The organism is Paenibacillus barengoltzii NBRC 101215 (genome assembly GCF_004000745.1).
Classification (GTDB): domain Bacteria; phylum Bacillota; class Bacilli; order Paenibacillales; family Paenibacillaceae; genus Fontibacillus; species Fontibacillus barengoltzii.
The window spans coordinates 39,134-62,668 of record NZ_BILV01000002.1; the positions used below are offsets into that span (position 1 = coordinate 39,134).

Here is a 23,535-nt window from a genome sequence, read left to right on the forward strand (position 1 = left end):
TTGGGCCGCAACGGTTTGGAGGCGATTATTAAAATAACATTAAAGTTTACATTTTTTTAAGATATAGCGTTTTTTTATCCACCTTTATCAATGAAAATCCATGAAAAAAAACCTTGAAAAATCAAGTGTTCTGCTTTTCTTTCATCTTTTCATTCCGGGGTCACATAAAGGTTACAAAAATGATACATATTAAAATCAAATCAAATACCTAGTCACGGCTTTGAATAATAAGCAACCAGCCTTCGTTCACATACACCGTTCCGACGGGAGCCGCTAACTGATTGCTCACCGCCAGAGATTGACCTATGCGGAGCGTTGCATCATCTAATGGGTACATGAATCCTTTTAATGTAATGCCGGTTACGACAGGGGTCAGCGGAAGAAGAGAAACATATGTATATCCGCGATCCTCAACTTGGCAGACCGATCCGCACAATGTAATGTAATTATGTTCATCCCATATAGAGCAGGTAATGCCTTGCTCCGCTGCGCGCAGTAACATATGTATATTGGCCAACGAATGATCCAAGCGAGTTCCGATTACTCCGGTTAATACGATTTCTGCCGGGTTACGCTGAACGGCCAGGTCAAAGGCCAGCTCCGTATCCGTTAAATCTTTATCAATCGGATCGCAAATGACCAGCTCTTTACTGTGTCTGCGAATCCGATCCAGTTCTTCCTCGTTCACGGAATCGAAATCGCCCACCGCCAGATGAGGGGTTATCCCGTGCTCTACCAGAAATAAAGCCCCGCGGTCAGCGCCGATCACCCAATCATCCGAACGAACCTCACGAAGCATTCCCGGATTTAATCGTCCGCCTGCAAAAATGAGCACCCGGTTCACAGTCATTTCGATTTTCTTCCTTTCCCGAACAATATCTTATACTTTCGTTAGTATAATTCAGATTTTAGGGTTGCACAATTTCCACTTGTGGGCCTACAATGAGGATTGATAAATAAAAAGCTGACAACGAAAGGCAGAGAAGGACGGAAGAGATGCACATCTTTGAGATTTTTAGCATCATCGGGACAGTCGCGTTTGCGATGTCCGGCGCGTTCGTAGCGATGGAAGAGGAGTACGATATCCTCGGTGTGCTGGTGTTGGGCCTAGTGACGGCGTTTGGCGGCGGGATCGTCCGCAATGTCTTGATCGGTGTTCCGGTAACGACGTTATGGGGACAAGGGGATTTGATTATGTTGGCCGTAATGTCCGTATTGGTCGCCTTCGTGCTGCCGATGCCATGGGTTCGTCGTTGGAAACGGACAGAGGTTCTGTTCGACGCGATTGGTTTGTCGGCTTTTGCAATTCAAGGGGCGTTGTATGCCACGGACATGAAGCATCCGATGAGTGCGGTGCTTGTGGCGGCGGTGCTGACTGGCATCGGGGGCGGAATTATTCGCGATCTGCTGGCCGGGCGTAAACCGCTGGTACTGCGCGACGAGATCTATGCGGTTTGGGCAATGCTGGCTGGACTGGCAGTAGGTATGGGGTGGTTCGTTTCAACATGGGAATTGATTTTGTTGTTTGCGGCAGTTGTCTTTTTCCGGATGTTATCCGTCCATTATAAATGGAAGCTGCCTAGACGGTCACTGACAACAGGGGATATCTATATTGGAACGGAAGCGAAGCCGAAGCCGAAATCCAGTTCAGAGCGGGCTATCGTGCAGGATCAGACTCCTTAACGCGCGTAGGAGACTATGGTGGAAAGACATCAAGAGAGGCTGTCCGAAGTAGATGAGGGTTCTACCTTGGACAGCCTCCCATTTTACTGGATATGAAAGCGTTATTTTAAGAAGTGGACTAGCGCATCGGGAAGCTCTTGCTGCCAAAATCCCCACAAATGTTTCCCGTCCTTCTCCAAATAGGTGACTCTGGCTCCGCGCTCTTCGAGCAAGGCTTTGGCTTTGCGATTTAACTCAACAAAATTATAGGTGCCTGTATCCGTTGTATAATGATCTTCCTGCAATCCCACGATCATAAAGAGCGACAAATAGGAGAGATCGGTCTCTTGAGCGAGGAGGTTAAGGGACGGTTCATAGTAGGCGCCGGACAAGCTGATGATTTTGGAAAACAGTTTCGGATTTTTCATAGCCAGGTGGAGGGAGACCGTTGCTCCTAAAGAGTCACCAGCCAGCACCCTTTCCTCGGGTTCACGGCGAACCGGATAATTGCGCTCGATGAAGGGAATAATTTCTTCCGTGAAACAGCGGGTATAGGCCTCAAACCGGTTTCCGAATGGGGCATATTCCTCTGTACGCACGGCGGTATTCACCTCAACGCCAACGATGATAAACGGTTCAATCCCTTCATCTAAAATCAGGCGATTGGCATGTGTCGCAATCCGTCCGAAATTGAAGAACTCCTCGCCGTCCTGACAGTAAACGACAGGATAACTGAGGATTTCGTTATACCCAGGAGGCAGATACACACGCAGATAACGTTTCTCACCTAAGAATTGACTTTGGATTTCCTCTTTGACGACGGTTCGTTTTAAATATTTCGAATCTGTCATAGTTCTACACACTCCGTTGTATAGATTTTTGCTTTTGTAAGTTGAATCAAGTAACATTTACCATGAAGCAGGACAACGATAGGTTACCACAAAATGGATCTGTGTTATACTATTTTCTCTAAACTGTTACATACACAAAGATAAAAATATAACACAACAATCCTTAATTCCTTTGACTTCTAGAATGAAACAGGAGTATAATAATTCTATAACAGAGGAACAAGTTAATCAAATTTTCAGTCGAGGTGAAAAAAATGAGCAAGATTCCTTATGAAGTATACACGGAAGAAGTAGAAGCTTTGTCCGTGCTCTCGCCAGACGGTGAAATCGTTAACAAAGATAAAGTACCGGCTCTGTCCGACGACGAATTGAAAGAATTGATGTATCGCATGGTATTTACCCGTACTTGGGACGAACGTGCGATCAACTTGGGCCGCCAAGGCCGCCTCGGATTTTATGCTCCAGTTTCCGGGCAAGAAGCGACAATGGTAGGTAGTGAATTTGCGCTGGATAAACAGGACTTCATTTGCCCGGGTTACCGCGATATGCCGCAGCTCGTATGGCATGGACTTCCGCTTTATCAAGCTTTCTTGTATTCCCGCGGCCATCAACATGGCGGACAAATTCCAGAAGGCGTTAACGTACTTATGCCGCAAATCATCATCGGCGCACAAGTATTGCATGCGATGGGGATCGCCATGGGCTACAAGCTCAAAAAACAAAAACAAGTCGTTATCACTTACACCGGTGACGGCGGTTCTTCTGAAGGTGACTTCTACGAAGCACTGAACTATGCTGGCGTATTTAAACTGCCGGTTATTTTCTTCGTACAAAACAATGGTTATGCCATCACGACACCGTTCTCCAAGCAAACTGCGGCTTTGTCGATCGCGCACAAAGCAGTGGCTGCCGGGATCCGCGGCGTGAAAATCGACGGGATGGACGTGTTTGCTGTTATCAGCGCGGTGCGTGAAGCTGCTGAACGTGCTCGCAACGGCGAAGGTGCGACTTTGATTGAAGCCGTAACTTATCGTTTCCGTCCGCACTCTCTGTCTGACGACACTTCGAAATACCGGACGAAGGAAGAAGAAGGTCAATGGAGTGAGAAAGACCCGATCGCTCGTCTGGCCAAATACTTGGAGAAGAAAGGTCTTTGGACTGAAGAAGATACTGCTCGTGTGAAAGAAGAAGCGAAAGCAAAAGTAAACGAGCATATTAAGAAAGCAGAACAAACGGAAAAAATGACAATTCCAGGCCTGATCGACAGCATGTTTGAAGTAACGCCTAAACACCTGGAAGAGCAAAAGGCCGATTTTCAATAAACGTACGTGTGTATTTTAGTCTGATCGTTCTATAGAGGAGGATACAAGCAATGGCACAAATGAATATGAAAGAAGCGATTCGCGACGCCTTGCGCGTCGAACTGCAACGCGATCCAAATGTTCTGATTTTCGGCGAAGACGTAGGTAATGTCGGCGGGGTGTTCCGTGTAACGGAAGGTCTGCAAAAAGAATTTGGGGAAGAGCGCGTCATGGATACGCCGCTCGCGGAATCCGCTATCGGCGGTTTGGCGGTAGGTTTGGGGATCCAAGGCTTCCGTCCAATCGCGGAAATTCAGTTTGTTGGCTTTATTTTTGAAGCATTGGACCAAATTCTCGTACAAGCGGCTCGGATGCGTTACCGTTCCGGCGGACGTTATCATTCTCCGATCGTGTTCCGTACTCCGTTTGGCGGCGGCGTTAAAGCAGCTGAGCTGCATACTGATGCTTTGGAAGGCCTGATTGCCCAAACTCCGGGGATCAAGCTGGTTATTCCTTCGAACCCTTATGACGCAAAAGGTCTGTTGATCTCTGCGATCCGCGATAACGACCCTGTATTCTTCATGGAACACTTGAACTTGTATCATGCGTTCCGCGAAGAAGTACCGGAAGGTGAATATACCGTTGAACTGGGCAAAGCGAAAGTCGTTCGTGAAGGCTCCGATGTAACGATTCTTGCTTATGGTCTCATGGTTCATACCGCTATGAAAGCAGCAGAAGAACTGGAAAAAACCAAAGGCATTAAAGCTGAAGTTATCGACCTGCGCACCTTGGTGCCGCTGGACATCGACACGATTATTGCCTCTGTGAAGAAAACGAATCGCGCTATCATCGTTCAAGAAGCGCAAAAATCGGCTGGTATCGCTGCGGAAGTCATCGCGCAAATTAACGAAAAGGCGATTCTGCACCTTGAAGCTCCGGTACTGCGTGTCGCTCCTCCGGATACAGTTTATCCGTTTGCGCAAATCGAAGATCAATGGCTGCCGTCCCCGGCTCGCGTGATCGATGGCGTTAACAAAGTGCTGGAATTCTAAAACGAAGAACAAATAGGAGGTCTTTCCTGTGGCGAAGTTTGAATATCGGTTCCCTGAACTGGGCGAAGGCTTGCATGAAGGTGAAATCATCAAAATGCACATCAAGCCAGGGGACAAAGTAACGGATGAAGATATCATCATGGAGGTACAAAACGATAAAGCGATCGTTGAAGTACCTTGTCCTGTGAATGGTGTAGTACAAGAAGTGTTTGGTAAAGACGGTGCTGTATTCCGTGTAGGTGAAGTGGTTGCCGTTATCGAAGCTGAAGGGGACATTCCTGAACAAGAAGGGGCTCCAGCTCCAGCGGCTGAAGCAAGCGCACCGGCTGCCGCAGCAGCTCCGGCTCCGCAAGCAGCTGCTTCGTCTAACAAATTCGAATACCGCTTCCCTGAGCTTGGCGAAGGTTTGCATGAAGGCGAAATTATCAAAATGCATATTAAACCGGGCGACAAGGTAACGGATGAAGATATCATTATGGAGGTTCAAAACGACAAAGCGGTCGTTGAAGTTCCATGTCCGGTTAACGGTACGGTTCTGGAAGTGTTCGGTAAAGACGGTGCGGTGTTCCGCGTAGGCGAAGTTGTGGCTGTCATCGATGCTGAAGGCGATCTGCCTGAACAAGCTGCAGCTCCTGCACAAGGGCATGACGCTCCTGCTGCTGCAGCAAGTGCACCAGCCGCAGCCGCTGCTCCTGCAGCTCCAAACCGTGAAATCCTTGCTACACCTGGCGTTCGCAAATATGCTCGTGAGCAAGGCGTTGACTTGTCGCTGGTACCAGGGACTGGCAAAGCTGGTAAAATCACGAAAGAAGATGTTGACAACTTCAAGAAAGGCGGAGCTGCCGTTGCTGCTCCGGCTCAAGCTGCTGCACCTGCACAAGCCGCTGCTCCAGCCCAAGCTGCAAAAGCACCTGCTGCACCAACAGCGATCGCAACAGAGGGCGAAGAAGAACGCGTTCCGTTCAAGGGTATCCGCAAAGCAATTTCCAACGCGATGGTGAAATCGGCTTACACAGCTCCGCATGTCACTATTATGGATGAAGTGGATGTAACGGAACTGGTTGCTTTCCGTACTCGCATGAAACCAATCGCTGAGAAGAAAGGCATTAAAGTTACGTATCTGCCGTTCATCGTTAAAGCGCTGGTGGCCGCTTCTCGTCAATTCCCGGCTCTGAACGCTTCGATCGATGAAGCGAACAACGAGATCGTTTATAAGAAATACTACAACATCGGTATCGCAACTGACACCGATAACGGCTTGATTGTTCCGGTGATCAAGGATGCGGATCGGAAGAGCATCTGGATGATCGCTGAAGCGATCAAAGACTTGGCATCCCGTGGTCGTGAAGGTAAACTGGCACCTCACGAAATGAAGGGCAGCACGATTTCGATTACAAACATCGGTTCTGCTGGCGGTATGTTCTTTACACCGATTATTAACTACCCTGAAGTAGCGATCTTGGGTACGGGTCGTATCAGCGAAAAACCGGTAGTTAAGAACGGTGAAGTCGTTGCAGCACCAGTTATGGCCTTGTCGCTTAGCTTCGACCACCGTCTGATCGACGGTGCGACAGCACAGAACTTTATGAACTATATCAAACAGCTGCTCGCTAACCCAGAGCTGCTCGTTATGGAGGTGTAATCGTCAATGGTAGTAGGAGACGCTTCTATTGATATTGATACATTAGTTGTTGGGGCAGGTCCCGGCGGATATGTGGCGGCCATTCGTGCCGCCCAACTCGGGCAAAAAGTGCTCATCGTCGACAAAGCAGAGCTTGGCGGCGTTTGCTTGAACCGCGGTTGTATCCCATCCAAAGCACTGATTGCAGCAGCTCATCAATTTGAATCTGCTCAGCATGCTGAAGTATTTGGGGTTAAAGCGGAGAAAGTCACCGTTGACTTCAAGAAAACTCAAGAATTCAAAAGCGGTGTCGTGAAGAAAATGACCCAAGGCGTTACCGGTCTGCTGAAAGGCAACAAGATTGAAGTTTTCAACGGTGAAGTGATGTTCATCAATGAAAGCGAAGCTCGTTGCTTCAACGATCATGAATCGCCGCGTTATCGCTTCAAACATTGCATTTTGGCAACCGGCTCCCGTCCAATTGAGCTGAAACCTTTCCCGTTCGGTGGACGCATTCTGTCCTCGACGGAAGCCTTGGAGCTGCAAGAAGTACCAAGCAGCCTCATCGTGATCGGCGGCGGCTATATCGGTGCCGAACTCGGTCAAATGTACTCTAAATTCGGCACGAAAGTGACGATCATCGAAGGTATGGATACCGTACTGCCTGGCTTTGATAAAGACATGACTCGTCTGGTTGCCAAGAACATGGCGAAAACCGGCATCGAAATCGTGACGAATGCGAAAGCCGAAAGTGCAGAACAAACAGATAAGAACGTAACGGTGAAATATTCCGTAAACGGTGAAACCAAAGAAGTAACTGCTGATTACCTGTTGGTAACAGTAGGTCGTCGTCCGAACACTGACGGCGATTTGGGTCTGGATCTGGCTGGCGTTGAGTTGACTGACCGCGGTTTGGTGAAAGTTGACCATCAAGGCCGCACCAGCAACCCGAAAATCTTCGCGATTGGCGATATCGTAGCGGGCCCAGCGCTGGCGCACAAAGCTTCCTATGAAGGGAAAGTTGCGGCAGAAGCAATCGCAGGACTTCCTTCCGTGGTCGATTACAAAGCGATCCCAGCGGTCGTATTTACGGATCCAGAATGTGCCAGCGTAGGGCTGACGGAGTCGGAAGCGAAAGAGAAGGGCTACAAAGTCAAAGCCGGCAAGTTCCCGTTTGCGGGCAACGGTCGCGCAACTTCTCTGAATCAGCCTGACGGCTTCATCAAGATCGTTGCTAACGCGGATAACCATGTTGTACTCGGCGCGCAAGTCGTCGGGATCGAAGCATCCAACCTGATCGCTGAGTTGGGTCTTGCGGTTGAAATGGGTGCAACGCTCGAAGATATCTCGCTGACCATCCATGCTCACCCAACCTTGGGCGAAATCGTAATGGAAACTGCAGAGCTGGTCGAAGGTCATCCAATCCACGTCATCTCTCGCTAAGTTTAGCGTACGTCTCTCCCACTTCTTCTAGAAGTGGTTCTTCTCCTAAATATTTTGGGCAAGACCGAGGTTACGGTCTTGCCCCTTTTTTTATTGCTTTATTTCACTCCAAGCCGCATCCGATAGCCAAACAGAATCCGTCGACGTTTTCCGCCAAATCCTTGTTTTACACGCTTGCGAAAATGCTCGGCAGCGGTTAGAATCTCGTCCGCGCCTAATTTCAAGGCAGTTTGCACTCCACCTTGACTAAGGGCCAAGTTCGCATACCGATCAGCATCACAGTCCTCCCAATGGTGGAAGACGATCTCACGGGAATATCGGAACAGGCCGCTCTTGCGGATTTGCTGCAAATGCTGGTCCTTTGGCCATTTATAAGCTTCTTTCCCGGTCTCACTTAGTTCGCTGACTCGTTGGTCAGCTAGCTTGGTGAGCTCTACGTAAGCTTGCTCAAGCTCGGGCAAGACAACCGGTGGCCAATCGCAATCGTATGCAGCAAAAATGCCTCCAGGACGCAATACCCGGGCGAATTCCTGCAGTGTTGGTTGCGGGTCCATCCAGTGAAAGGATTGTGAGCACGTAACCAGATCAACGGAGGAGGCTTCCAAAGGCAGTTCATACGACAAGCCTTTCACAAATTCAAGCTGCTGTGGCTTGCCGACTTCCTTCCAACGGTTGATCGCTACGGCACGCATATCATCGTTGGGTTCAATCCCTACGATTTGATTCGCACGCTCCAACCAAATAAAAGAGGAGAGACCGGTACCGCAGCCAACATCTGCAACGACCTCGGGGCGGCGTTCTAAATACATCGTGAGGATGTCAATCAAATCAACTGGAGCTTTGGGACGATTTTGGTCATACAGATCACTGAACCCGGTGAAACGTTCAATATTGTTTTGGCGGATTTGTTCGCTCATTGGGCAACTCTCCTTTTATTCGCAAGACGAAAGTTATTCCCAAATTATACCGCAAAAAAGGTTCTTGGTCGCGTAGACCAAGAACCCTTTACGTTTAAACAAATAAATTAATGCCCGATTGATCAGCCTTACCTAAATAATAGCCAACGCCGCCGATTTTGACCCCGTCGATCAACTCTTCCTGGCGGATGCCCATCAAATCCATGGACATCTGACAGGCTACGATTTCAACCCCTTGCTCCATGGCGGTAGTCATCAATTCCTCCAAAGACGAGACGTTATTCTGTTTCATCACGCCGCGAATCATCTTCGCCCCGAGTCCAAGCATATTCATTCGGGACAGGGACAATTTGCGGCTGCCGCGCGGCATCATCAAGCCAAACATGCGGCCAATGAAGGTTTTGGCGACGGGAACCTTTTCCGATTTGCGCAGAATGTTCAGGCCCCAGAAGGTAAAGAACAACGTAACCTTCTTGCCGCTGGCCGCTGCACCATTGGCGATAATAAACGAAGCAATCGCCTTATCTAAATCGCCGCTGAACACAATCATCGTCGTGCCTTCCGGAGAGGACGCCAGCTGCGTAGTTACCGTAGTGTCAGACTGATCTGGGCTTTCCTTCCGCAAGTAGGCTTCGATGATCCCATCTGCACGCTTGGTGACCTGGAGCATCTGATGTTTGGACATGGTCGCCCAGGCCTGCACATCCTCATAGAAACCAGGATCCGATGCGGTGACGTGCAGAGTTTGTCCGGATTCCAAACGGTCCATTGCTTGTTTGACTTGAATCAACGGGCCTGGACAGCATAATCCACAGGCGTCTAGCTCTGCATCGACTCGCAAAAGGGCTGGGGCTTCGTTTGGTGCAGCCGAATGACGTTCAGTCTGCGGCACAGCCGGATCTGCCTTTGCTGCGGCAACCTCCATTTTTGCCGCAGGACCTGTGGGAAGTTCCTGTGAACTTGCCCGGCCAGGCTGGTAATTCGCCATTTGATACAGCTTGTAACCGCCGGTGAGGTTGCGAACCTTAAAACCTTTTTGCTGCAGAATCCGAGAGGCGGTGTACCCGCGCAGCCCCACTTGGCAGTAGACCCAAATCTCCTTGTTGGCATCCAGCTCATTTAAGCGATCGCGTAATTCATCGACCGGGATGAGCAAGGAGCCGGGGATATGACCGTTGGCATGCTCCATTTCCGAACGAACGTCCACTAACATGGTGGTCTGTTCATCCCGAGTCGCCAAATCCTGAGGAACATACACGCGCACTCTTCCGCTCAAGATATTCTCTGCGGTATACGCTGCCATGTTGACCGGATCCTTCGCTGACGAGTAGGGAGGGGCATAGGCCAGCTCCAGCTCGGCAAGATCCGCTACTGTCCCGCGGAAACGAATCGCCGTGGCGATATCATCAATCCGTTTATCTACCCCGTCATAACCAACAGCTTGCGCGCCAAGCAGCGTTCCGTCAGATTGAAACAGCAGCTTGATCGAGAGCGGGGTAGCACCGGGATAATAAGAAGCATGGGAGTTAGGATGAACGACAGTGACATGATAAGGAATGCCCATCCGTTGCAGTGTTCTCTCATTGTTCCCGGTCGCTGCTCCGGTGAGGCCAAATACTTTGATGATGGACGTACCTTGCGAGCCTTTGTAGGTGGTCCCTAGACCGCAGACGTTGTCCGCAGCGATCCGGCCTTGCTTGTTCGCAGGTCCAGCGAGAGGGATCGCTGTTTTCGAGCCATTGACGAAATCAACGACTTCAACTGCATCCCCAACAGCATAAATGTCAGGAATGTTCGTTTCCAGTTTATCGTTTACGAGAATATGTCCTCTTGGGCCAAACTCGATACCGGTATCCTTCAGAAAAGCCGTATCCGGTTTTACGCCAATCGCCAATAACACGAAATCAGCAGAAACTTCGCGGCCGTCCGAAGTCTGAACCGTAATGCGGTTTCCTTGTTCAATAAACGAGGTGACGGTCTGCGACATCAGCAGCTTCACGCCGTGATCCTCCAGTTCTTTGGCTAGGACACCTGCCATTTCGGGATCAAACGGCGCCAGAATTTGCGGGCCGCCTTCAATTAACGTAACATCAAGCCCGATTTCTCTTAAGTTCTCGGCCATTTCCACACCGATAAACCCGCCGCCAATGACGATGGCCGAAGCTGTGTTCTCCAGAGCAACCCTTTGTTTGAGGCGGTCGGTGTCCGGAATATTCCGCAGCGTATGAATTCGACTGCTCTCGATGCCGGGAAGATTCGGGCGGATGGGTTTCGCTCCGGGTGATAATATCAAGGCATCGTAGCTTTCTCGGTACTCACCGCGTTCTTTGCTGCGGACCAGCACCGTTTTGGTTGTTGGATCGATTCCGATTACTTCACTTTCCGTACGAACATCGATGTTAAACCGACGATGCATCGCTTCCGGCGTCTGTACCAACAGCTTCGAGCGTTCCTTGATGGAATCGCCGATGTAGTAGGGGAGCCCGCAGTTTGCAAACGAAATATAGGGGTCCCTTTCAAACATAATGATATGCGCTGCTTCATCCAGACGGCGAAGTCTTGCAGCCGCAGAGGCGCCGCCGGCAACGCCTCCGACAATGATTACCTTTTTACTCATTGTATTATTGATCCTCCTCGAATAAATGGCGAACCAATTTCATGACTTTCTCATTCGCCAGATGATAATTAACTTCCAATCCGCTGCGTTCAGCTTCAACGATGCCTAAGCTGCGCAGTTTTTGCAGGTGTTGGGATACGGTCGATTGCGGCAGATCCAAACACTCTTGCATGTACGTCACATTGCAATGCTGCTTCTCCAGCAAGCCGCGGACGATACATAACCGAACCGGATGCGCCAAGGCTTTCAGCATTTCTGCTGTTTCCTGATAGGCTTTGAAATTGTTATCCATGCAGGTGCACCTCACTAAAATCGTATAAATCACTATATCATAATATTACGATATAACAATATAATTTGCAACTAAGAAGTACCATGTGCGATAGATACAGTTATTAGTAAGGTCCATTTAGTGAGGTCCATGACGAGACAAGATCAGAATGGGGAGGTCAGGGGCAAGGTGAGGTCATACTGGACTATCCTGTAGCTGCCGTGGAACGAACAGGGTCTGGAGGGTAGATACCAGGAGGAAGTGATCCCAGAGATATTATCCTTTCTGCTGCGGCTCAAACGACCGGTAAGGGGAGAGGAATCGGGGTGAACCTGTCGGCACCCTATTGGCGAATGAAGATTGTCCAGAGCACCGACAGGAGAACTAAAGGAAAATTGACTTCCTTCTATTTTGGCAGTTTTGCAGATGCGTTCGTGATGATCCGGGAGATTTGCTTCTCCCAATCGTAGACTTTCGCTAAAGAAGTGTGAATGGCTTTCGTTTGATCATATACGGTCTTCAATTCCAATGCAGCGACAATGGCGTCACCGCGCTTGACGCTGGCTTTATACCGCTTGTCAGCCGCCGAAAGGTGTTTTCGCGCGGCGGCGACGGATTTGTTTTCGGCGGTGATCTGCTTTTTTAACGTTTGCACAGGAATGAGCGCATCTTTCACGACTTTGACTTTGGCGGTTTTCGCTTTCTTAGCAGCGGCTAATGCATCCTTTTTCGCTTTAATTTCTGCCGAAGCAGCAGTTGCCGCAGGCTTCAACTTGTTGCGCTTCAATTCCAATAAATCAGCGGTTTTCTTATCCTTGCGTTTCTTGGCTGCTGTCACTTGCTTGCCCAATGATTTGTATTCCTCCAACAAGGAGGCATGCTTCCGCTGCAGTGAATCGGATTCCTGTGTCAGGCGAGTGATGGTAGCTTGATCAATGACTTTGAGCTTCGCATTGATGGCAGCCAAAGCGTCGTTATTCTTCTTGCGCAGTGCTGAAATTTCGAGGCTCTCCTGTTTAACCAACGTTTGTACCGCGGTTAACCCATCATACATCGCGTCTATTCCACTCAAGGCAGCATCCCAAGAGCTTGCAGCATACGTCGGTCGATATCCGCCTAACATTAGTGAAATCGTGATGACCGTCAGCAACAGCAGTTTGATCGAACTTCTCCACTTCATAACCGTCAACTCCATCCTATATGAATTTGCCATTCTCATAGAAACGCAAAAAAAGCACCTGCAAGAAAGGCGATATCGCCAGACTTGCGAGGTGCTTCACTCGCTTGATTCTATATGATTTTGGCATATTTAACTATAAACTACCAGCTCCCAAAAGTCAATCCTATTTACGAACTTACGTTCTGTAGAGTAGGGTCTGAGGTATTGGCACAAGCGGAATTGGCATACTATGGTTAAACTTTAAAGAGGGTGAACAACATGCGATTCAAGTTCTTGTCGAGCGGCCGAACCTGTTTCTGGTTTCTGATCTTTGTCATATGTCTATTGTTGGGTGGTTGCCGTGCAACATCGAATCCCAAAGAAGCGGATCTACTGCATATCCAATCAACAAACAACACTTTCAACGGAAAAAAGAAGGTTATTTTTGTCCTGGTTGACTCCCTTATGGACCAATTGATTCAACGCGGAATTGGGCATAATGAGCTCCCTGCCTTTCAATATCTCATTCAGCATGGCCAATATTATCCTGATATGATCAGCTCTTTTCCGACCATGTCCATCTCGATTGACAGCACGCTGCTTACCGGGCGTTACCCGGATGCTCATCATGTGCCGGGCTTAACCTGGTATCCGCATCAGGGACAGAAAGTGATAGGTTATGGCTCAGCTCCCGTTGAAATTTTGCGCCGCGGGACGAAGTCCGTTTTGACACATGCGTTAAAAGATTTAAACGATCAGCACTTAAACCCCGATGTGCCAACTATATATGAGGATTTGAAGCAGTTGGGCTTCACCTCCGGATCGGTGAACGGATTGGTTTACCGAGGGATGACCTCACACCAAATCGACTTGCCGCAACCGTTACGCGAGCTTGTTCCGCTGGACTTGCCTTTTCAAGTGAAAGGGCCGGATTTTATGGCTTTCGGGGCATTGTCGAACCCGCTTGACGGGGTGACGAATTTGCCTGACGGGCCTGCGGACCGGATGGGCTTTAATGATCGATATGCGATTGGAGTGGCAAAATACTTGATCCAAACTGGTCAATTGCCCGATTTTTTGCTGATTTATTTGCCGGACCTGGATGGAAAGTTGCACAAACGCGGCCTTACCGATCGTGAAGGCATCAAGGAGACGGATCGTCGACTAAAAGAGCTGCTGGATGCTTATGAATCTCGAGCACATGCGTTACACGATACGATTCTGATCGTTGCGGGAGATAGTGGAATGAGCCAAGTATTGCCCAAAGAACAACAGCCTGTAATTGATTTACCCAAGCTGTTACAGCGGTATCACGTATTACCGACTGGTCAAACCATGAACTCATCCACCGAAATTGCCCTCGCTGTTAACGACACGATGGCCTACGTCTACAGTTTGAAACCGGAGAATTCGCTGAAAGAGATCGCCGATGTATTGAGGAACGACCCACGAATCGACCTCATTACCTGGCAAGAAGATGGCTGGATTCATTGTGTAAAAGCGGGGGATCCGGCAGCGATGAGATTCAAAGCAGGCGGGGATTGGATCGATCCTTATCATCAATCCTGGTCCGTTCAAGGGACGGAGCAGATACTTGATTTGAAGCGAGAGAGCATAAGCGAACGCAACAAAACACGCCATATTACGTATGGAAAATATCCTGATCCGCTGCGTCGCCTTCAAGGCGCTTTACAATCCCACGAAGGGCGATTTCTTATCGTCACCGCCAAACCGGGGTATGAGCTCGCGGAAGCTGGAGCCCCCACACATTCCGGTGGCGGAGCGCATGGGGGGCTGGATGCGTCCGCATCGCTGGTGCCTCTGATCATCTACGGGACGGAGAAGCGGCCGGATTTTTTACGAATCGTCGATTTGAAGGCTTACTTACTCGATTTGTTAAAGTCGGAAAGTCGCAAATAAATCTGCTATAATAGGATGGATTAGTAGACCAATGTGACGGGGTGTTTAACTCATGAGAAAATATTTAGATTTGCTGGAGGATGTTCTGAAGAACGGAACGCCCAAGGAGGATCGAACGGGTGTCGGTACGCGCTCGGTCTTCGGACGGCAACTGCGTTTTGATTTAAGCGAAGGCTTCCCGCTCGTAACAACCAAACGGATTCATTTGAAATCGGTGATTCATGAGTTACTGTGGTTTTTGCGCGGCGATACGAATATCGCTTATCTCAAGGAACATGGCGTTCGGATTTGGGACGAGTGGGCGGATGAGAATGGCGATCTCGGCCCGGTATACGGGTCGCAATGGCGTTCTTGGGAAGCCCCGGACGGCCGAAAAATCGATCAAATCGCAAACGTGGTGGAAGCAATTAAGAAAAATCCGGATTCTCGCCGCCATTTGGTAAGCGCTTGGAACGTAGCTGAAGTCGATCAAATGAAGCTGCCGCCATGCCATTTTGTTTTTCAATTTTATGTGGCCGACGGCAAGCTGTCCTGTATGTTGACGATGCGTTCGGTGGACACTTTCCTTGGCCTGCCGTTTAATATCGCAAGCTACGCGCTGCTGACCCACATGATTGCCCAACAATGCGACCTGGAGGTTGGCGAATTCATCTGGTCCGGAGGAGACGTGCATATTTACAACAACCATATCGAGCAGGTAAAAACCCAATTGGAACGCGAGCCTTACCCATTGCCGAAGCTGGTGATCAAACGGAAACCGGAATCAATCTTCGACTATAAGTATGAGGATTTCGAATTCATCGATTATAAGTATCATCCGACGATCAAAGCAACGGTCGCTGTATAACATTGACGGAGGACGGAGGGATCGATCGGAATGATCACGCTGATTTGGGCGATGTCCAGAAATGGGGTTATTGGCCGGGATAATCAGCTGCCCTGGAGGCTGCCGGCGGACTTAAAGTTTTTTAAAGCGAATACAACTGGGAAAACGATCGTGATGGGCCGCAAGACTTGGGAATCCATGGGCAGTAAGCCGCTCCCGAACCGGCATAGTGTCGTGTTGACCGGGGATCCTTCTTTCACAGCGGAAGGGGCGGATATCGTCCACTCCGTGGAGGAAGCGTTAACCTACACGGATCGAGGAGAACTGATGGTTATCGGTGGGGCTGGGGTATTCCAGCATTTCCTGCCCCTCGCGGACCGGCTGATCGTGACCCTAATTGATGAGGATATCGAAGGAGACGTGTTTTTCCCTGACTTTTCATGGGAAGATTTTGAATTAGTCCATGAGGAACAGGGAGTACGGGACGAGAAGAATCCCTATGATTACCGTTTTCTTACTTACGAACGCCGCAAATGATGTGATAATAAGTACAAATTATCGTATCATTAATCCATTAATAACATTTCCCCCGAATGCTAACATCAAGATACATTGATGACGGCGTATGAAAAGTTTTCGATCGCCCGGACCGGGTGACTCGCGACTTTTCATATCATGTGACATGATAACGGATGGGGGAACTTGTGATGTCTACACCAACAGGATTTATGGAGTTCAAACGCGAACTTCCCGGGGACCGGAGCCCGTCCGAACGGGTGAAGGACTGGGAAGAATTTCATAAGCATATGTCCGAGGAGGATTTACGCATTCAAGGCGCACGCTGCATGGATTGCGGCACGCCGTATTGCCACACGGGCATTGATATGGCCGGCGGGACAGCAGGCTGCCCAGTACACAACTTGATTCCGGAGTGGAATAATCTGGTATACCGTAACCTCTGGAAGGAAGCGCTGGACCGTTTGCACAAAACCAACAACTTCCCGGAATTTACGGGGCGAGTATGTCCGGCCCCTTGTGAAGGCTCTTGTACCGTAGGTCTGATCGGAGAGCCGGTCACGATCAAGACGATTGAACAGGCAATTATCGATAAAGGTTTCGAAGAAGGCTGGGTTGTTCCTGAACCTCCGGAGAAACGGACAGGCCGCAGAGTGGCCATTGTTGGCTCCGGACCTGCAGGCCTTGCTTGCGCCGCCCAATTAAACAAAGCGGGCCATGAAGTGACGGTCTATGAGCGTGCAGACCGAATCGGCGGTCTTCTGGTTTATGGGATTCCGACGATGAAGCTGGACAAAGCGGTCGTACAGCGTCGCGTCGACTTGTTGGCTGCTGAAGGCGTGAAGTTCGTGACAAATACGGAAATCGGCAAAGATATTAAAGCCCAACAGCTTGTGGATGAGTATGACGCGGTGGTACTATGCGGCGGGGCAACCAAACCACGTGAATTTAATATCGAAGGCAGCGATTTGAACGGGGTGCATTATGCGATGCCGTTCTTGAACGGTACGATTAAGAGCTACTTGGACTCCGGGTTAACTGATGGGAACTTTTTGTCCGCAGAAGGAAAGGATGTTATCGTCATCGGAGGCGGGGACACTGGCTCGGACTGCGTAGCGACGGCGCTGCGCCACGGTTGCCGCAGTGTGACGCAATTTGGTACCCATGCGAAAGCTCCGCTGGAACGGGACCCGATCAACAACCCTTGGCCGCAATTCCCGAACGTGTACACACTCGATTACGCCCAACAAGAAGCTAAAGCGTTGTTCGGTAAAGATCCACGGGAATTCTCGATCATGACAACGAAATTTGTAGGCGACGAAAACGGCAACCTGAAAGAGCTGCACACGGTGCAAATTCAGCGGATCGTCGATGAGACTGGACGGAAAATCTATCAGCCGATCCCAGGCACTGAGCGCGTCTTCCCAGCGCAACTGGCGCTGATTGCTATCGGGTTTGACGGTCCAGAATCGACGCTGGCGGATGAGCTGGGTCTTGAACGAGACCGTCGGACGAACGTGAAGGCGAAATACGGTCAATTCAAAACGAATGTCGATAAAGTGTTTGCTGCAGGCGATATGCGCCGGGGCCAAAGCTTGGTCGTATGGGCGATCAACGAAGGCAGAGCTGCGGCACGCGAAGTTGATAAATATCTGATGGGTTCGACGGTGCTGGTATAATCCCGCCAAACGAGCCGCAACATTTTGACAGGACGATCCCTGGATCAATATGCTATAATAGGTACTAGCTTACTAGAGCTGCGCGTAGCGCGGCTCTTTTTTAGATTTGAGAGACAGAGGAAGAGGGGCCCGAAAGCATGAAAACGCTCGTAATCGCCGAAAAACCGGATATGGGACGGACGATCGCCGCTGTAATTGAACCGAAGGCGAAGAACAACCGATCCTACCTCGAGGGAGAGCGCTACATCATTACTTGGGCGATAGGTCATTTATTAGGATTGGCCGAACCGGACGCCTATGACGAAAAGTACAAACGCTGGAATTTCAACGACCTGCCGATTCTGCCGGATCGCTTCAAGATTGTGCCGAATCCGCGCACAAAAGATCAGCTGAAGACGATCGGCGAGCTCGCAAAACGTTGCGATACGATTGTAAATGCATGCGATGCTGCCCGCGAAGGACAGTACATCTTTGCGTTAATCCAACAGCAGCTCAAATTAACCCAGCCTGTTAAGCGCTTGTGGATTTCCGACTTGACCAACGAAAGTATCGCCAAAGGGTTTGACGAGCTGCATGAAGCGTCCGAGTTCGAAAATTTAACGCAGGCCGCGCGGGCGCGCAGCGAAGCGGATTGGCTGATCGGAATGAACGCGACGCGTGCGTTTACGACCAAACATCGGGAGCTGCTGTCCGTCGGCCGGGTCCAAACTCCGGTGCTAGCGCTAATCTATGACCGGCAGAAGGAAATCGAGAATTTTGATTCGCTGACTTACTATGAAATCAAAGCGGAATTTAAGCAGGATACCCGTAAGTATACCGGAAGCTGGCAAGGGGACCGGTTGACGGATAAGGAGAAGGCGGAGGCAATTGCCACGAAGGTTCGCGGCAAGGAAGGGCGCATCACCGAATACGAAGTGAAAGACACGAAAGAATATCCGTACAAGCTGTACGATTTGACGTTGCTGCAGCGGGAGGCAAATGCGAAGTTCGGATATTCTGCCAAGAAGACGTTGGACATTGCCCAGGCGCTCTATGAGCGCCATAAGGTGATCTCCTATCCACGGACAAGCTCCAACTATGTGACCGAGCAAAATATCGATGGGATGCATAAGGTGCTGCATATGCTGAAATCGTCGAGCTATAAGGAGCTGGCGGAAGGCGGACGTCCGAACCTGGTGCATGTCGGCAACAAGGCGGTGTGCAATCCGTCCCGGGTAGAGGATCACCATGCGATCCTTCCGACGCTTCGGCGTCCGGGCACGTTAAGCAAAGAAGAGCAGAACATCTACGATCTTGTGATCCGGCGCTTTTTGTCCCATTTCTATCCGGCGGCGGAATATAAGCAACACACTGTACTCACTGAGGTGGATGGTGAAACGTTTAAAACCAACGTGAAAGAGCTGTTGTCGCTGGGGTGGAAGGTATGTCTTCCTGGCGATGACGGAGCGAAAGCCGGTAAAGGACGCGGCAAGAAGAAAGACGAGGAAGAAGAAACCGAAGAGCTGATCAGCGAACCGTTCGAGATCGACCGTAACCGTCCAGTGCAATGTACAGACGCCGAGGCGAAGGAGAAAGCAACTCAGCCGCCAAAGCATTATACCGAAGGCACGTTGCTTAAAGCGATGGAAAGCGCCGGGAAAAATTTGGAGAACGAGGAGCTGCGCGAAGCGATGAAGGATGCGGGTCTCGGTACTCCGGCCACTCGGGCAGCAACGATTGAGCGGTTAAAGAACGTGGGATATATCACGATGCAGGGGAAAAAGATCACAGTGACGCAAAAAGGCCGGACCGCCGTTGAGCTAATTCGGCGCGCTGGTGTCGAGCTGCTGACCTCGCCGGAGATGACGGGGCAATGGGAGCGTCGATTATACCAGATTTCCAAGGGAGAAGCGGCGCGGGAGCAGTTTATGGAGAACGTGCGCCGATTCACCATCTCGATTATCGAGAAGGTGCGAACGCAGCAGAAAGCGGACGCCTCCATGTTCGCGTCGGCAGAAGCGGAGAAGGGTGGTCGGCGCGGAAGCCGAAGCAGCAGCGGCGGTAAAACGGGACGATCCGCCTCTTCTACAAGGGCAGGCGAGCGTCGTACAGCGCAAGCGACCACGAAGCAACTGCCGGCAGGCAGCCTTCAACCGTTGGCACCTTGCCCGCGCGAAGGCTGCGGCGGTCAAATCATCGAAGGTCGCAGGGGCTTTGGCTGCACGCACTACAAGCAGGGCTGCGGCTTCGTTATCTGGAAGGAGTTCGGCGGCAAGAAAATCTCGCCGTCGATGCTAAACGCGCTGTTGACGAAAGGCCAAACTCAGCTGTTATCTTTCAAACGCGAGGAAGGCGAAATCAAAGCCCGCATCGCTTTAGCCGATCGCACGTCGGGCAAGCTGGAGCTCATAGAGGCGGAGCCTTCCCGAACTTAAGCGAAGACAAAAAACGGACCTTATAAGGTCCGTTTTTGTTTTTGATGCGTATGGTTAAAAATCACGAGCGGAACTTCGACCAAGGACGTAACGGTATGCATTTCCGAATCCCTGTCATGCTGAAGCTCCACAATATTGTACAACCACTCGTTGGGGATTTTAATGTAAATCGCCTTAATTCCGACGGAAAGGGCTGGCATGACATCCGTCCGCAGGCTGTTGCCGATCATCCAGGTTCGGGAACGGTCAAACCGCCGCGACTGAAGAATTTCTTCTAAGGCTTCCGCATTTTTGTGTTGGCGAATGTAAATCCGATCCTCAAAATACTCGGCCAATCGCATCTGCTCGATTTTACGCTGTTGGATCTCGGTATCTCCGCCGGTATACAAGTGCAGTTCATGACCTTGACTGCGCAGTAGATTTAAGGTTTCGACCATGCCGGGATACGGTTCGATAGGTTGCTCATAAACGCTAAGCCCCAGCTTCATCAGCCGTTCTTCTTCCTCCGGAAGAGTCTGTCGTCCCGTAACTCTAGCGAAATAGCGGTAGGTGTCAACCAACGATTCGGGAAAATGCGAGCTGGCAAAACCGATTTGATGGACTCCGGCTACATCAATTTCCGTTTGCTTCTCTCGGATCTCATTTGACGTAATGCCGAATGTCTTAAACCAATCGGTCATTAGGTCAGCGAATTGGTCTAGAATTAGATCAAAATATTTATTGCAATAAACTAAGGTATCATCCAGATCAAAAATAATTTGTTGCGTCAAGGGCGTTTTCATATCTCACGGGTCACTCCTTATCCAAGAAACGCTTGTCTCTACGTATAGCTCTATCCTAACACAAGCGGAAGCGTCCCGCCAAAGCCAACTGCTTTGCTTAGTTCACAACTACAGCCGGATATAGGATTCCAGGAACATCTGGAGCTCTGCCGCTCCGTCTGGACGGATACTGAACTTCTCCGTATCTTGGGCGAGCAGATGGATGCGCAGCAGTCCGGCGACCCGGAGTCGCATCAAGTCGTGCATCAGCTGATCCTTAGGTTCGCCTAGATCCTTCAGCATATCTTGCATCGATTTGGGTTCGTCGGCAACATAGCGGAGTAGGCGCAACCGCTGCGGTTCGGCCAAGGCACGGGTCAACCGTTTTAACACCATCGGCGGTTCATCCTCATCAAGCTCCGGAATATCGAGCGGGTACTGGATGAACAGCACGTTTTCGTAGAAAACGTATGTATTTATCGGTCGAAAATGGATCGAAGGGGTTAACACGACCAACGAGATCGGCTTCAAAGGTTCCAGCACCAACCCGCCGGAGGCGTATTCGATCAGCGCGTCGGTGTCCATCTTTTGCAGCAGCGTATGCTTCTCGGCTGCATCTTCCTCCAGGAGCGGAAGAAATTGATGCTCGATAGGGCTCATATACAGCCGATGCCAGCATTTGAGCAACGGGATATAGTTGCTTTGAATTCGCGCGATTGTCTCACTATTCACAGTGGGAATGTAGGTTTTAGTGCGATCATATAGGGACTCGACAGAGCTTTCTGCAATGTCGTTCAGAAATTGTGGGATATCGATCGCGCCTTTTCGCTCCAAGGCCCAAACGTACAAAACGTCGTAGTCTGTGAACGGGTACTTGGCCGCTTCGACAAATTGATGTCGCTCCTCCGGCGTGAGGCGAGTGTCTACCTCAGCTATCCATTCCAAGCCTACATCGAGATTGTTCACCCATTTGTGTGTAGTATATATCATAAAGCTGCTGATCAGTTCGTAGACCAAGGAATGATCCACTTTCACGTCATAGGCCATGATTGAACTAACCTCCCAAAGAACTTTGCATTCAGATTCATTATGGCTTGTTCGGTAGTGGATTGTCTACTATAATGTTAAAGGATTATTCGGAAAATATTATTTGGGGAAAAGTCGTCAACATATTGACGATTTTCTTTGTTTTTTAAGGAGTGTTTTTCATTTGGAAAGTTCGATCAGAAGGCATCACCGCATATTTACCCCCACCTTTATTCTGATCTCTGTCATTATTATCGCGGGGCTCAGTCAAGGACTGCTGCTGCCGGTGTTGTCCATATTTATGGAAGAAAGGGGGATCCCCTCCTCCGTAAATGGGTTGCATGCTGCAGCTCTTTATGTCGGATCGTTTGCTATGTCGCTGGTGGCGGAGAAGCTGCTGCGACGAACCGGGTTTAAACTCTTACTGCTGAGCGGCGTCGTTCTCGTTATGCTGGCTTTGCCGGTGTTTTCGCTGGTCTCCGATTTAAGGTTGTGGTTTATTCTAAGATTGCTTGTGGGGATCGGGGATAGTGCGATTCATTTTACCTCGCAGCTCTGGATCATTCTTGTTTCACCGCCGGACAAAAGAGGCCGGAACATCTCCTTGTATGGAATGTCCTACGGATTAGGTTTCAGTATTGGACCGCTGGGCATCCGACTGCTGGATTACGGGCAAGCCGTTCCGTTCGTCTTGCTGGCGATCCTGTTCCTCATGATCGTGATCCTCGCCGCTATATATTTGCCAGATCGAGCACCGGAACCCGTTCGTCAGGAGGAAGCCGGTGCTCCGCGCAAGGTTCCGCAGATCTACCGGATGGCTTGGTTCGCCTTGCTGCCTGCCTTGCTATATGGTTATATGGAAGCTTCGATGAACAGCAACTTTCCGATATACGGCTTACGTTCAGGGCTTAGTGCGGCGGATATCGCGGCCTTGCTGCCGTTCTTTGGCATCGGCGGTTTGATTCTTCAGCTCCCTCTGGGCATCTTAAGCGACCGGTTCGGCCGCAAAAAAGTGCTGATGACCGCAGGACTCACCGGCGGACTTCTGTTTCTCGCGGTTCCATTGGCGGGGAATCACTTTATGGCGTTGCTGCTACTGTTCATGGGTGCAGGCGGCTTGGTGGGTTCGTTCTTCTCGTTAGGCCTGGCGTATGCAGCGGATTTGCTCCCGCGTCATTTACTTCCGGTGGCCAATGTGATTGCATCCTTTCATTTTAACTTTGGCAGCATCATTGGCCCGAACCTCGGTGGAGCGGCCATGCAGTTAGGAGCGGCTCCGATGTTGTTTATGCTTCTGGGGTCGGCATATCTGTTGTTTTCCGCATCCGGGCTGGTGTTTCGGCCGGAACGTTACAAAAAAAGCGTAAATATGAACAGGCTGTAATGGATTTTCGTTGATTTTTCCAATACACTAAAGGGTAAGAAAAGGTAATGCAAATTTCATGTTAGTTCAAAAAAGTGAACAACAACTTGAGTACCTCTTAATCGTAAAAGGAGAA

19 protein-coding genes are annotated in these 23,535 nt (G+C 50.0%); 11 read left to right on the forward strand and 8 right to left on the reverse strand.

The window, feature by feature from the left end; translation table 11 throughout:
- Positions 1-208: 208 nt before the first annotated feature.
- Positions 209-850 (reverse strand): thiamine diphosphokinase, encoded by a 642-nt coding sequence (locus tag PBA01S_RS01210; protein WP_016312062.1) that lies wholly within the window; start codon positions 848-850, stop codon positions 209-211.
- 146 nt (positions 851-996) lie between these two features.
- Here PBA01S_RS01210 and PBA01S_RS01215 point away from each other — a divergent pair, with 146 nt between their 5' ends.
- Positions 997-1,683 carry a trimeric intracellular cation channel family protein gene (locus PBA01S_RS01215; RefSeq protein WP_016312063.1) on the forward strand — a complete coding sequence of 229 codons (687 nt, stop codon included), beginning with the start codon at positions 997-999 and terminating at the stop codon, positions 1,681-1,683.
- Between the two features lie 101 nt (positions 1,684-1,784).
- Here the strand turns inward: PBA01S_RS01215 and PBA01S_RS01220 are convergent, their stop codons facing one another.
- Positions 1,785-2,513: an alpha/beta hydrolase gene (locus PBA01S_RS01220; RefSeq protein ID WP_009226187.1), complete on the reverse strand. Its 729-nt coding sequence runs from the start codon at positions 2,511-2,513 to the stop codon at positions 1,785-1,787.
- Between the two features lie 254 nt (positions 2,514-2,767).
- On the opposite strand from PBA01S_RS01220, the gene pdhA reads away from it, so the two are divergent.
- The 4 genes from pdhA to lpdA are packed head-to-tail and all read left to right on the forward strand — an operon-like array spanning position 2,768 to position 7,930.
- Positions 2,768-3,835 (forward strand): pyruvate dehydrogenase (acetyl-transferring) E1 component subunit alpha, encoded by a 1,068-nt coding sequence (gene pdhA, locus PBA01S_RS01225; protein WP_016312064.1) that lies wholly within the window; start codon positions 2,768-2,770, stop codon positions 3,833-3,835.
- A 50-nt stretch (positions 3,836-3,885) separates the two neighbouring features.
- A complete protein-coding gene (locus PBA01S_RS01230; RefSeq protein ID WP_127575126.1) occupies positions 3,886-4,866 on the forward strand; it encodes an alpha-ketoacid dehydrogenase subunit beta in 981 nt (326 codons plus the stop codon).
- Between the two features lie 28 nt (positions 4,867-4,894).
- Complete coding sequence (locus PBA01S_RS01235) at positions 4,895-6,508, forward strand: 2-oxo acid dehydrogenase subunit E2 (protein WP_085278577.1); 1,614 nt, start codon at positions 4,895-4,897, stop codon at positions 6,506-6,508.
- Between the two features lie 6 nt (positions 6,509-6,514).
- Positions 6,515-7,930 (forward strand): dihydrolipoyl dehydrogenase, encoded by a 1,416-nt coding sequence (gene lpdA / locus PBA01S_RS01240; protein WP_016312067.1) that lies wholly within the window; start codon positions 6,515-6,517, stop codon positions 7,928-7,930.
- Positions 7,931-8,028: 98 nt separating this feature from the next.
- Here lpdA and PBA01S_RS01245 read toward each other — a convergent pair whose 3' ends face one another.
- From PBA01S_RS01245 to PBA01S_RS01260, 4 genes are all read right to left on the reverse strand, one after another.
- Positions 8,029-8,847, reverse strand: coding sequence for a class I SAM-dependent methyltransferase (locus tag PBA01S_RS01245; RefSeq protein ID WP_085278576.1), 819 nt, complete (start codon positions 8,845-8,847; stop codon positions 8,029-8,031).
- Between the two features lie 94 nt (positions 8,848-8,941).
- Positions 8,942-11,464, reverse strand: a complete 2,523-nt coding sequence (locus tag PBA01S_RS01250; protein ID WP_127575127.1) for an FAD-dependent oxidoreductase — start codon at positions 11,462-11,464, stop codon at positions 8,942-8,944.
- A gap of 4 nt (positions 11,465-11,468) precedes the next feature.
- Positions 11,469-11,756 (reverse strand): ArsR/SmtB family transcription factor, encoded by a 288-nt coding sequence (locus PBA01S_RS01255; RefSeq protein WP_085278574.1) that lies wholly within the window; start codon positions 11,754-11,756, stop codon positions 11,469-11,471.
- Between the two features lie 385 nt (positions 11,757-12,141).
- Positions 12,142-12,915, reverse strand: a complete 774-nt coding sequence (locus tag PBA01S_RS01260) for a hypothetical protein (RefSeq protein ID WP_255315259.1) — start codon at positions 12,913-12,915, stop codon at positions 12,142-12,144.
- 444 nt (positions 12,916-13,359) lie between these two features.
- Between PBA01S_RS01260 and PBA01S_RS01265 the strand changes: the two genes are divergently transcribed.
- From PBA01S_RS01265 to PBA01S_RS01285, 5 genes are all read left to right on the forward strand, one after another.
- Positions 13,360-14,814 carry an alkaline phosphatase family protein gene (locus tag PBA01S_RS01265; RefSeq protein WP_255315260.1) on the forward strand — a complete coding sequence of 485 codons (1,455 nt, stop codon included), beginning with the start codon at positions 13,360-13,362 and terminating at the stop codon, positions 14,812-14,814.
- A 52-nt stretch (positions 14,815-14,866) separates the two neighbouring features.
- Positions 14,867-15,661, forward strand: a complete 795-nt coding sequence (gene thyA / locus PBA01S_RS01270; RefSeq protein WP_016312073.1) for a thymidylate synthase — start codon at positions 14,867-14,869, stop codon at positions 15,659-15,661.
- Positions 15,662-15,691: 30 nt separating this feature from the next.
- The gene (locus PBA01S_RS01275; RefSeq protein WP_016312074.1) at positions 15,692-16,177 is read left to right on the forward strand and encodes a dihydrofolate reductase; all 486 of its coding nucleotides are present in this window, start codon (positions 15,692-15,694) and stop codon (positions 16,175-16,177) included.
- A 170-nt stretch (positions 16,178-16,347) separates the two neighbouring features.
- Positions 16,348-17,835: a glutamate synthase subunit beta gene (locus PBA01S_RS01280; RefSeq protein ID WP_016312075.1), complete on the forward strand. Its 1,488-nt coding sequence runs from the start codon at positions 16,348-16,350 to the stop codon at positions 17,833-17,835.
- Positions 17,836-17,972: 137 nt separating this feature from the next.
- Positions 17,973-20,249, forward strand: coding sequence for a type IA DNA topoisomerase (locus PBA01S_RS01285; protein WP_085278571.1), 2,277 nt, complete (start codon positions 17,973-17,975; stop codon positions 20,247-20,249).
- Between the two features lie 20 nt (positions 20,250-20,269).
- Here PBA01S_RS01285 and PBA01S_RS01290 read toward each other — a convergent pair whose 3' ends face one another.
- Both PBA01S_RS01290 and PBA01S_RS01295 read right to left on the reverse strand, forming a co-directional pair.
- Entirely contained in the window at positions 20,270-21,031 is a 762-nt protein-coding gene (locus tag PBA01S_RS01290; protein ID WP_127575130.1) for an HAD family hydrolase, read from the reverse strand.
- A gap of 108 nt (positions 21,032-21,139) precedes the next feature.
- Complete coding sequence (locus tag PBA01S_RS01295) at positions 21,140-22,057, reverse strand: helix-turn-helix domain-containing protein (RefSeq protein WP_016312080.1); 918 nt, start codon at positions 22,055-22,057, stop codon at positions 21,140-21,142.
- Positions 22,058-22,220: 163 nt separating this feature from the next.
- Here PBA01S_RS01295 and PBA01S_RS01300 point away from each other — a divergent pair, with 163 nt between their 5' ends.
- Entirely contained in the window at positions 22,221-23,420 is a 1,200-nt protein-coding gene (locus PBA01S_RS01300; RefSeq protein ID WP_016312081.1) for an MFS transporter, read from the forward strand.
- Positions 23,421-23,535: the final 115 nt, after the last annotated feature.

Excerpts from the sequence above, each read along its gene's own strand:
- PBA01S_RS01260 (WP_255315259.1), bottom strand. The coding sequence starts at position 12,915 with ATGAAGTGGAGAAGTTCGATCAAACTGCTGTTGCTGACGGTCATCACG.
- pdhA (WP_016312064.1), top strand. The coding sequence starts at position 2,768 with ATGAGCAAGATTCCTTATGAAGTATACACGGAAGAAGTAGAAGCTTTG.
- PBA01S_RS01280 (WP_016312075.1), top strand. The coding sequence starts at position 16,348 with ATGTCTACACCAACAGGATTTATGGAGTTCAAACGCGAACTTCCCGGG.
- PBA01S_RS01265 (WP_255315260.1), top strand. The coding sequence starts at position 13,360 with ATGGACCAATTGATTCAACGCGGAATTGGGCATAATGAGCTCCCTGCC.
- PBA01S_RS01295 (WP_016312080.1), bottom strand. The coding sequence starts at position 22,057 with ATGGCCTATGACGTGAAAGTGGATCATTCCTTGGTCTACGAACTGATC.
- lpdA (WP_016312067.1), top strand. The coding sequence starts at position 6,515 with ATGGTAGTAGGAGACGCTTCTATTGATATTGATACATTAGTTGTTGGG.
- PBA01S_RS01230 (WP_127575126.1), top strand. The coding sequence starts at position 3,886 with ATGGCACAAATGAATATGAAAGAAGCGATTCGCGACGCCTTGCGCGTC.
- PBA01S_RS01275 (WP_016312074.1), top strand. The coding sequence starts at position 15,692 with ATGATCACGCTGATTTGGGCGATGTCCAGAAATGGGGTTATTGGCCGG.
- PBA01S_RS01250 (WP_127575127.1), bottom strand. The coding sequence starts at position 11,464 with ATGAGTAAAAAGGTAATCATTGTCGGAGGCGTTGCCGGCGGCGCCTCT.
- PBA01S_RS01245 (WP_085278576.1), bottom strand. The coding sequence starts at position 8,847 with ATGAGCGAACAAATCCGCCAAAACAATATTGAACGTTTCACCGGGTTC.
- PBA01S_RS01255 (WP_085278574.1), bottom strand. The coding sequence starts at position 11,756 with ATGGATAACAATTTCAAAGCCTATCAGGAAACAGCAGAAATGCTGAAA.
- PBA01S_RS01285 (WP_085278571.1), top strand. The coding sequence starts at position 17,973 with ATGAAAACGCTCGTAATCGCCGAAAAACCGGATATGGGACGGACGATC.
- PBA01S_RS01215 (WP_016312063.1), top strand. The coding sequence starts at position 997 with ATGCACATCTTTGAGATTTTTAGCATCATCGGGACAGTCGCGTTTGCG.
- thyA (WP_016312073.1), top strand. The coding sequence starts at position 14,867 with ATGAGAAAATATTTAGATTTGCTGGAGGATGTTCTGAAGAACGGAACG.
- PBA01S_RS01220 (WP_009226187.1), bottom strand. The coding sequence starts at position 2,513 with ATGACAGATTCGAAATATTTAAAACGAACCGTCGTCAAAGAGGAAATC.
- PBA01S_RS01290 (WP_127575130.1), bottom strand. The coding sequence starts at position 21,031 with ATGAAAACGCCCTTGACGCAACAAATTATTTTTGATCTGGATGATACC.
- PBA01S_RS01210 (WP_016312062.1), bottom strand. The coding sequence starts at position 850 with ATGACTGTGAACCGGGTGCTCATTTTTGCAGGCGGACGATTAAATCCG.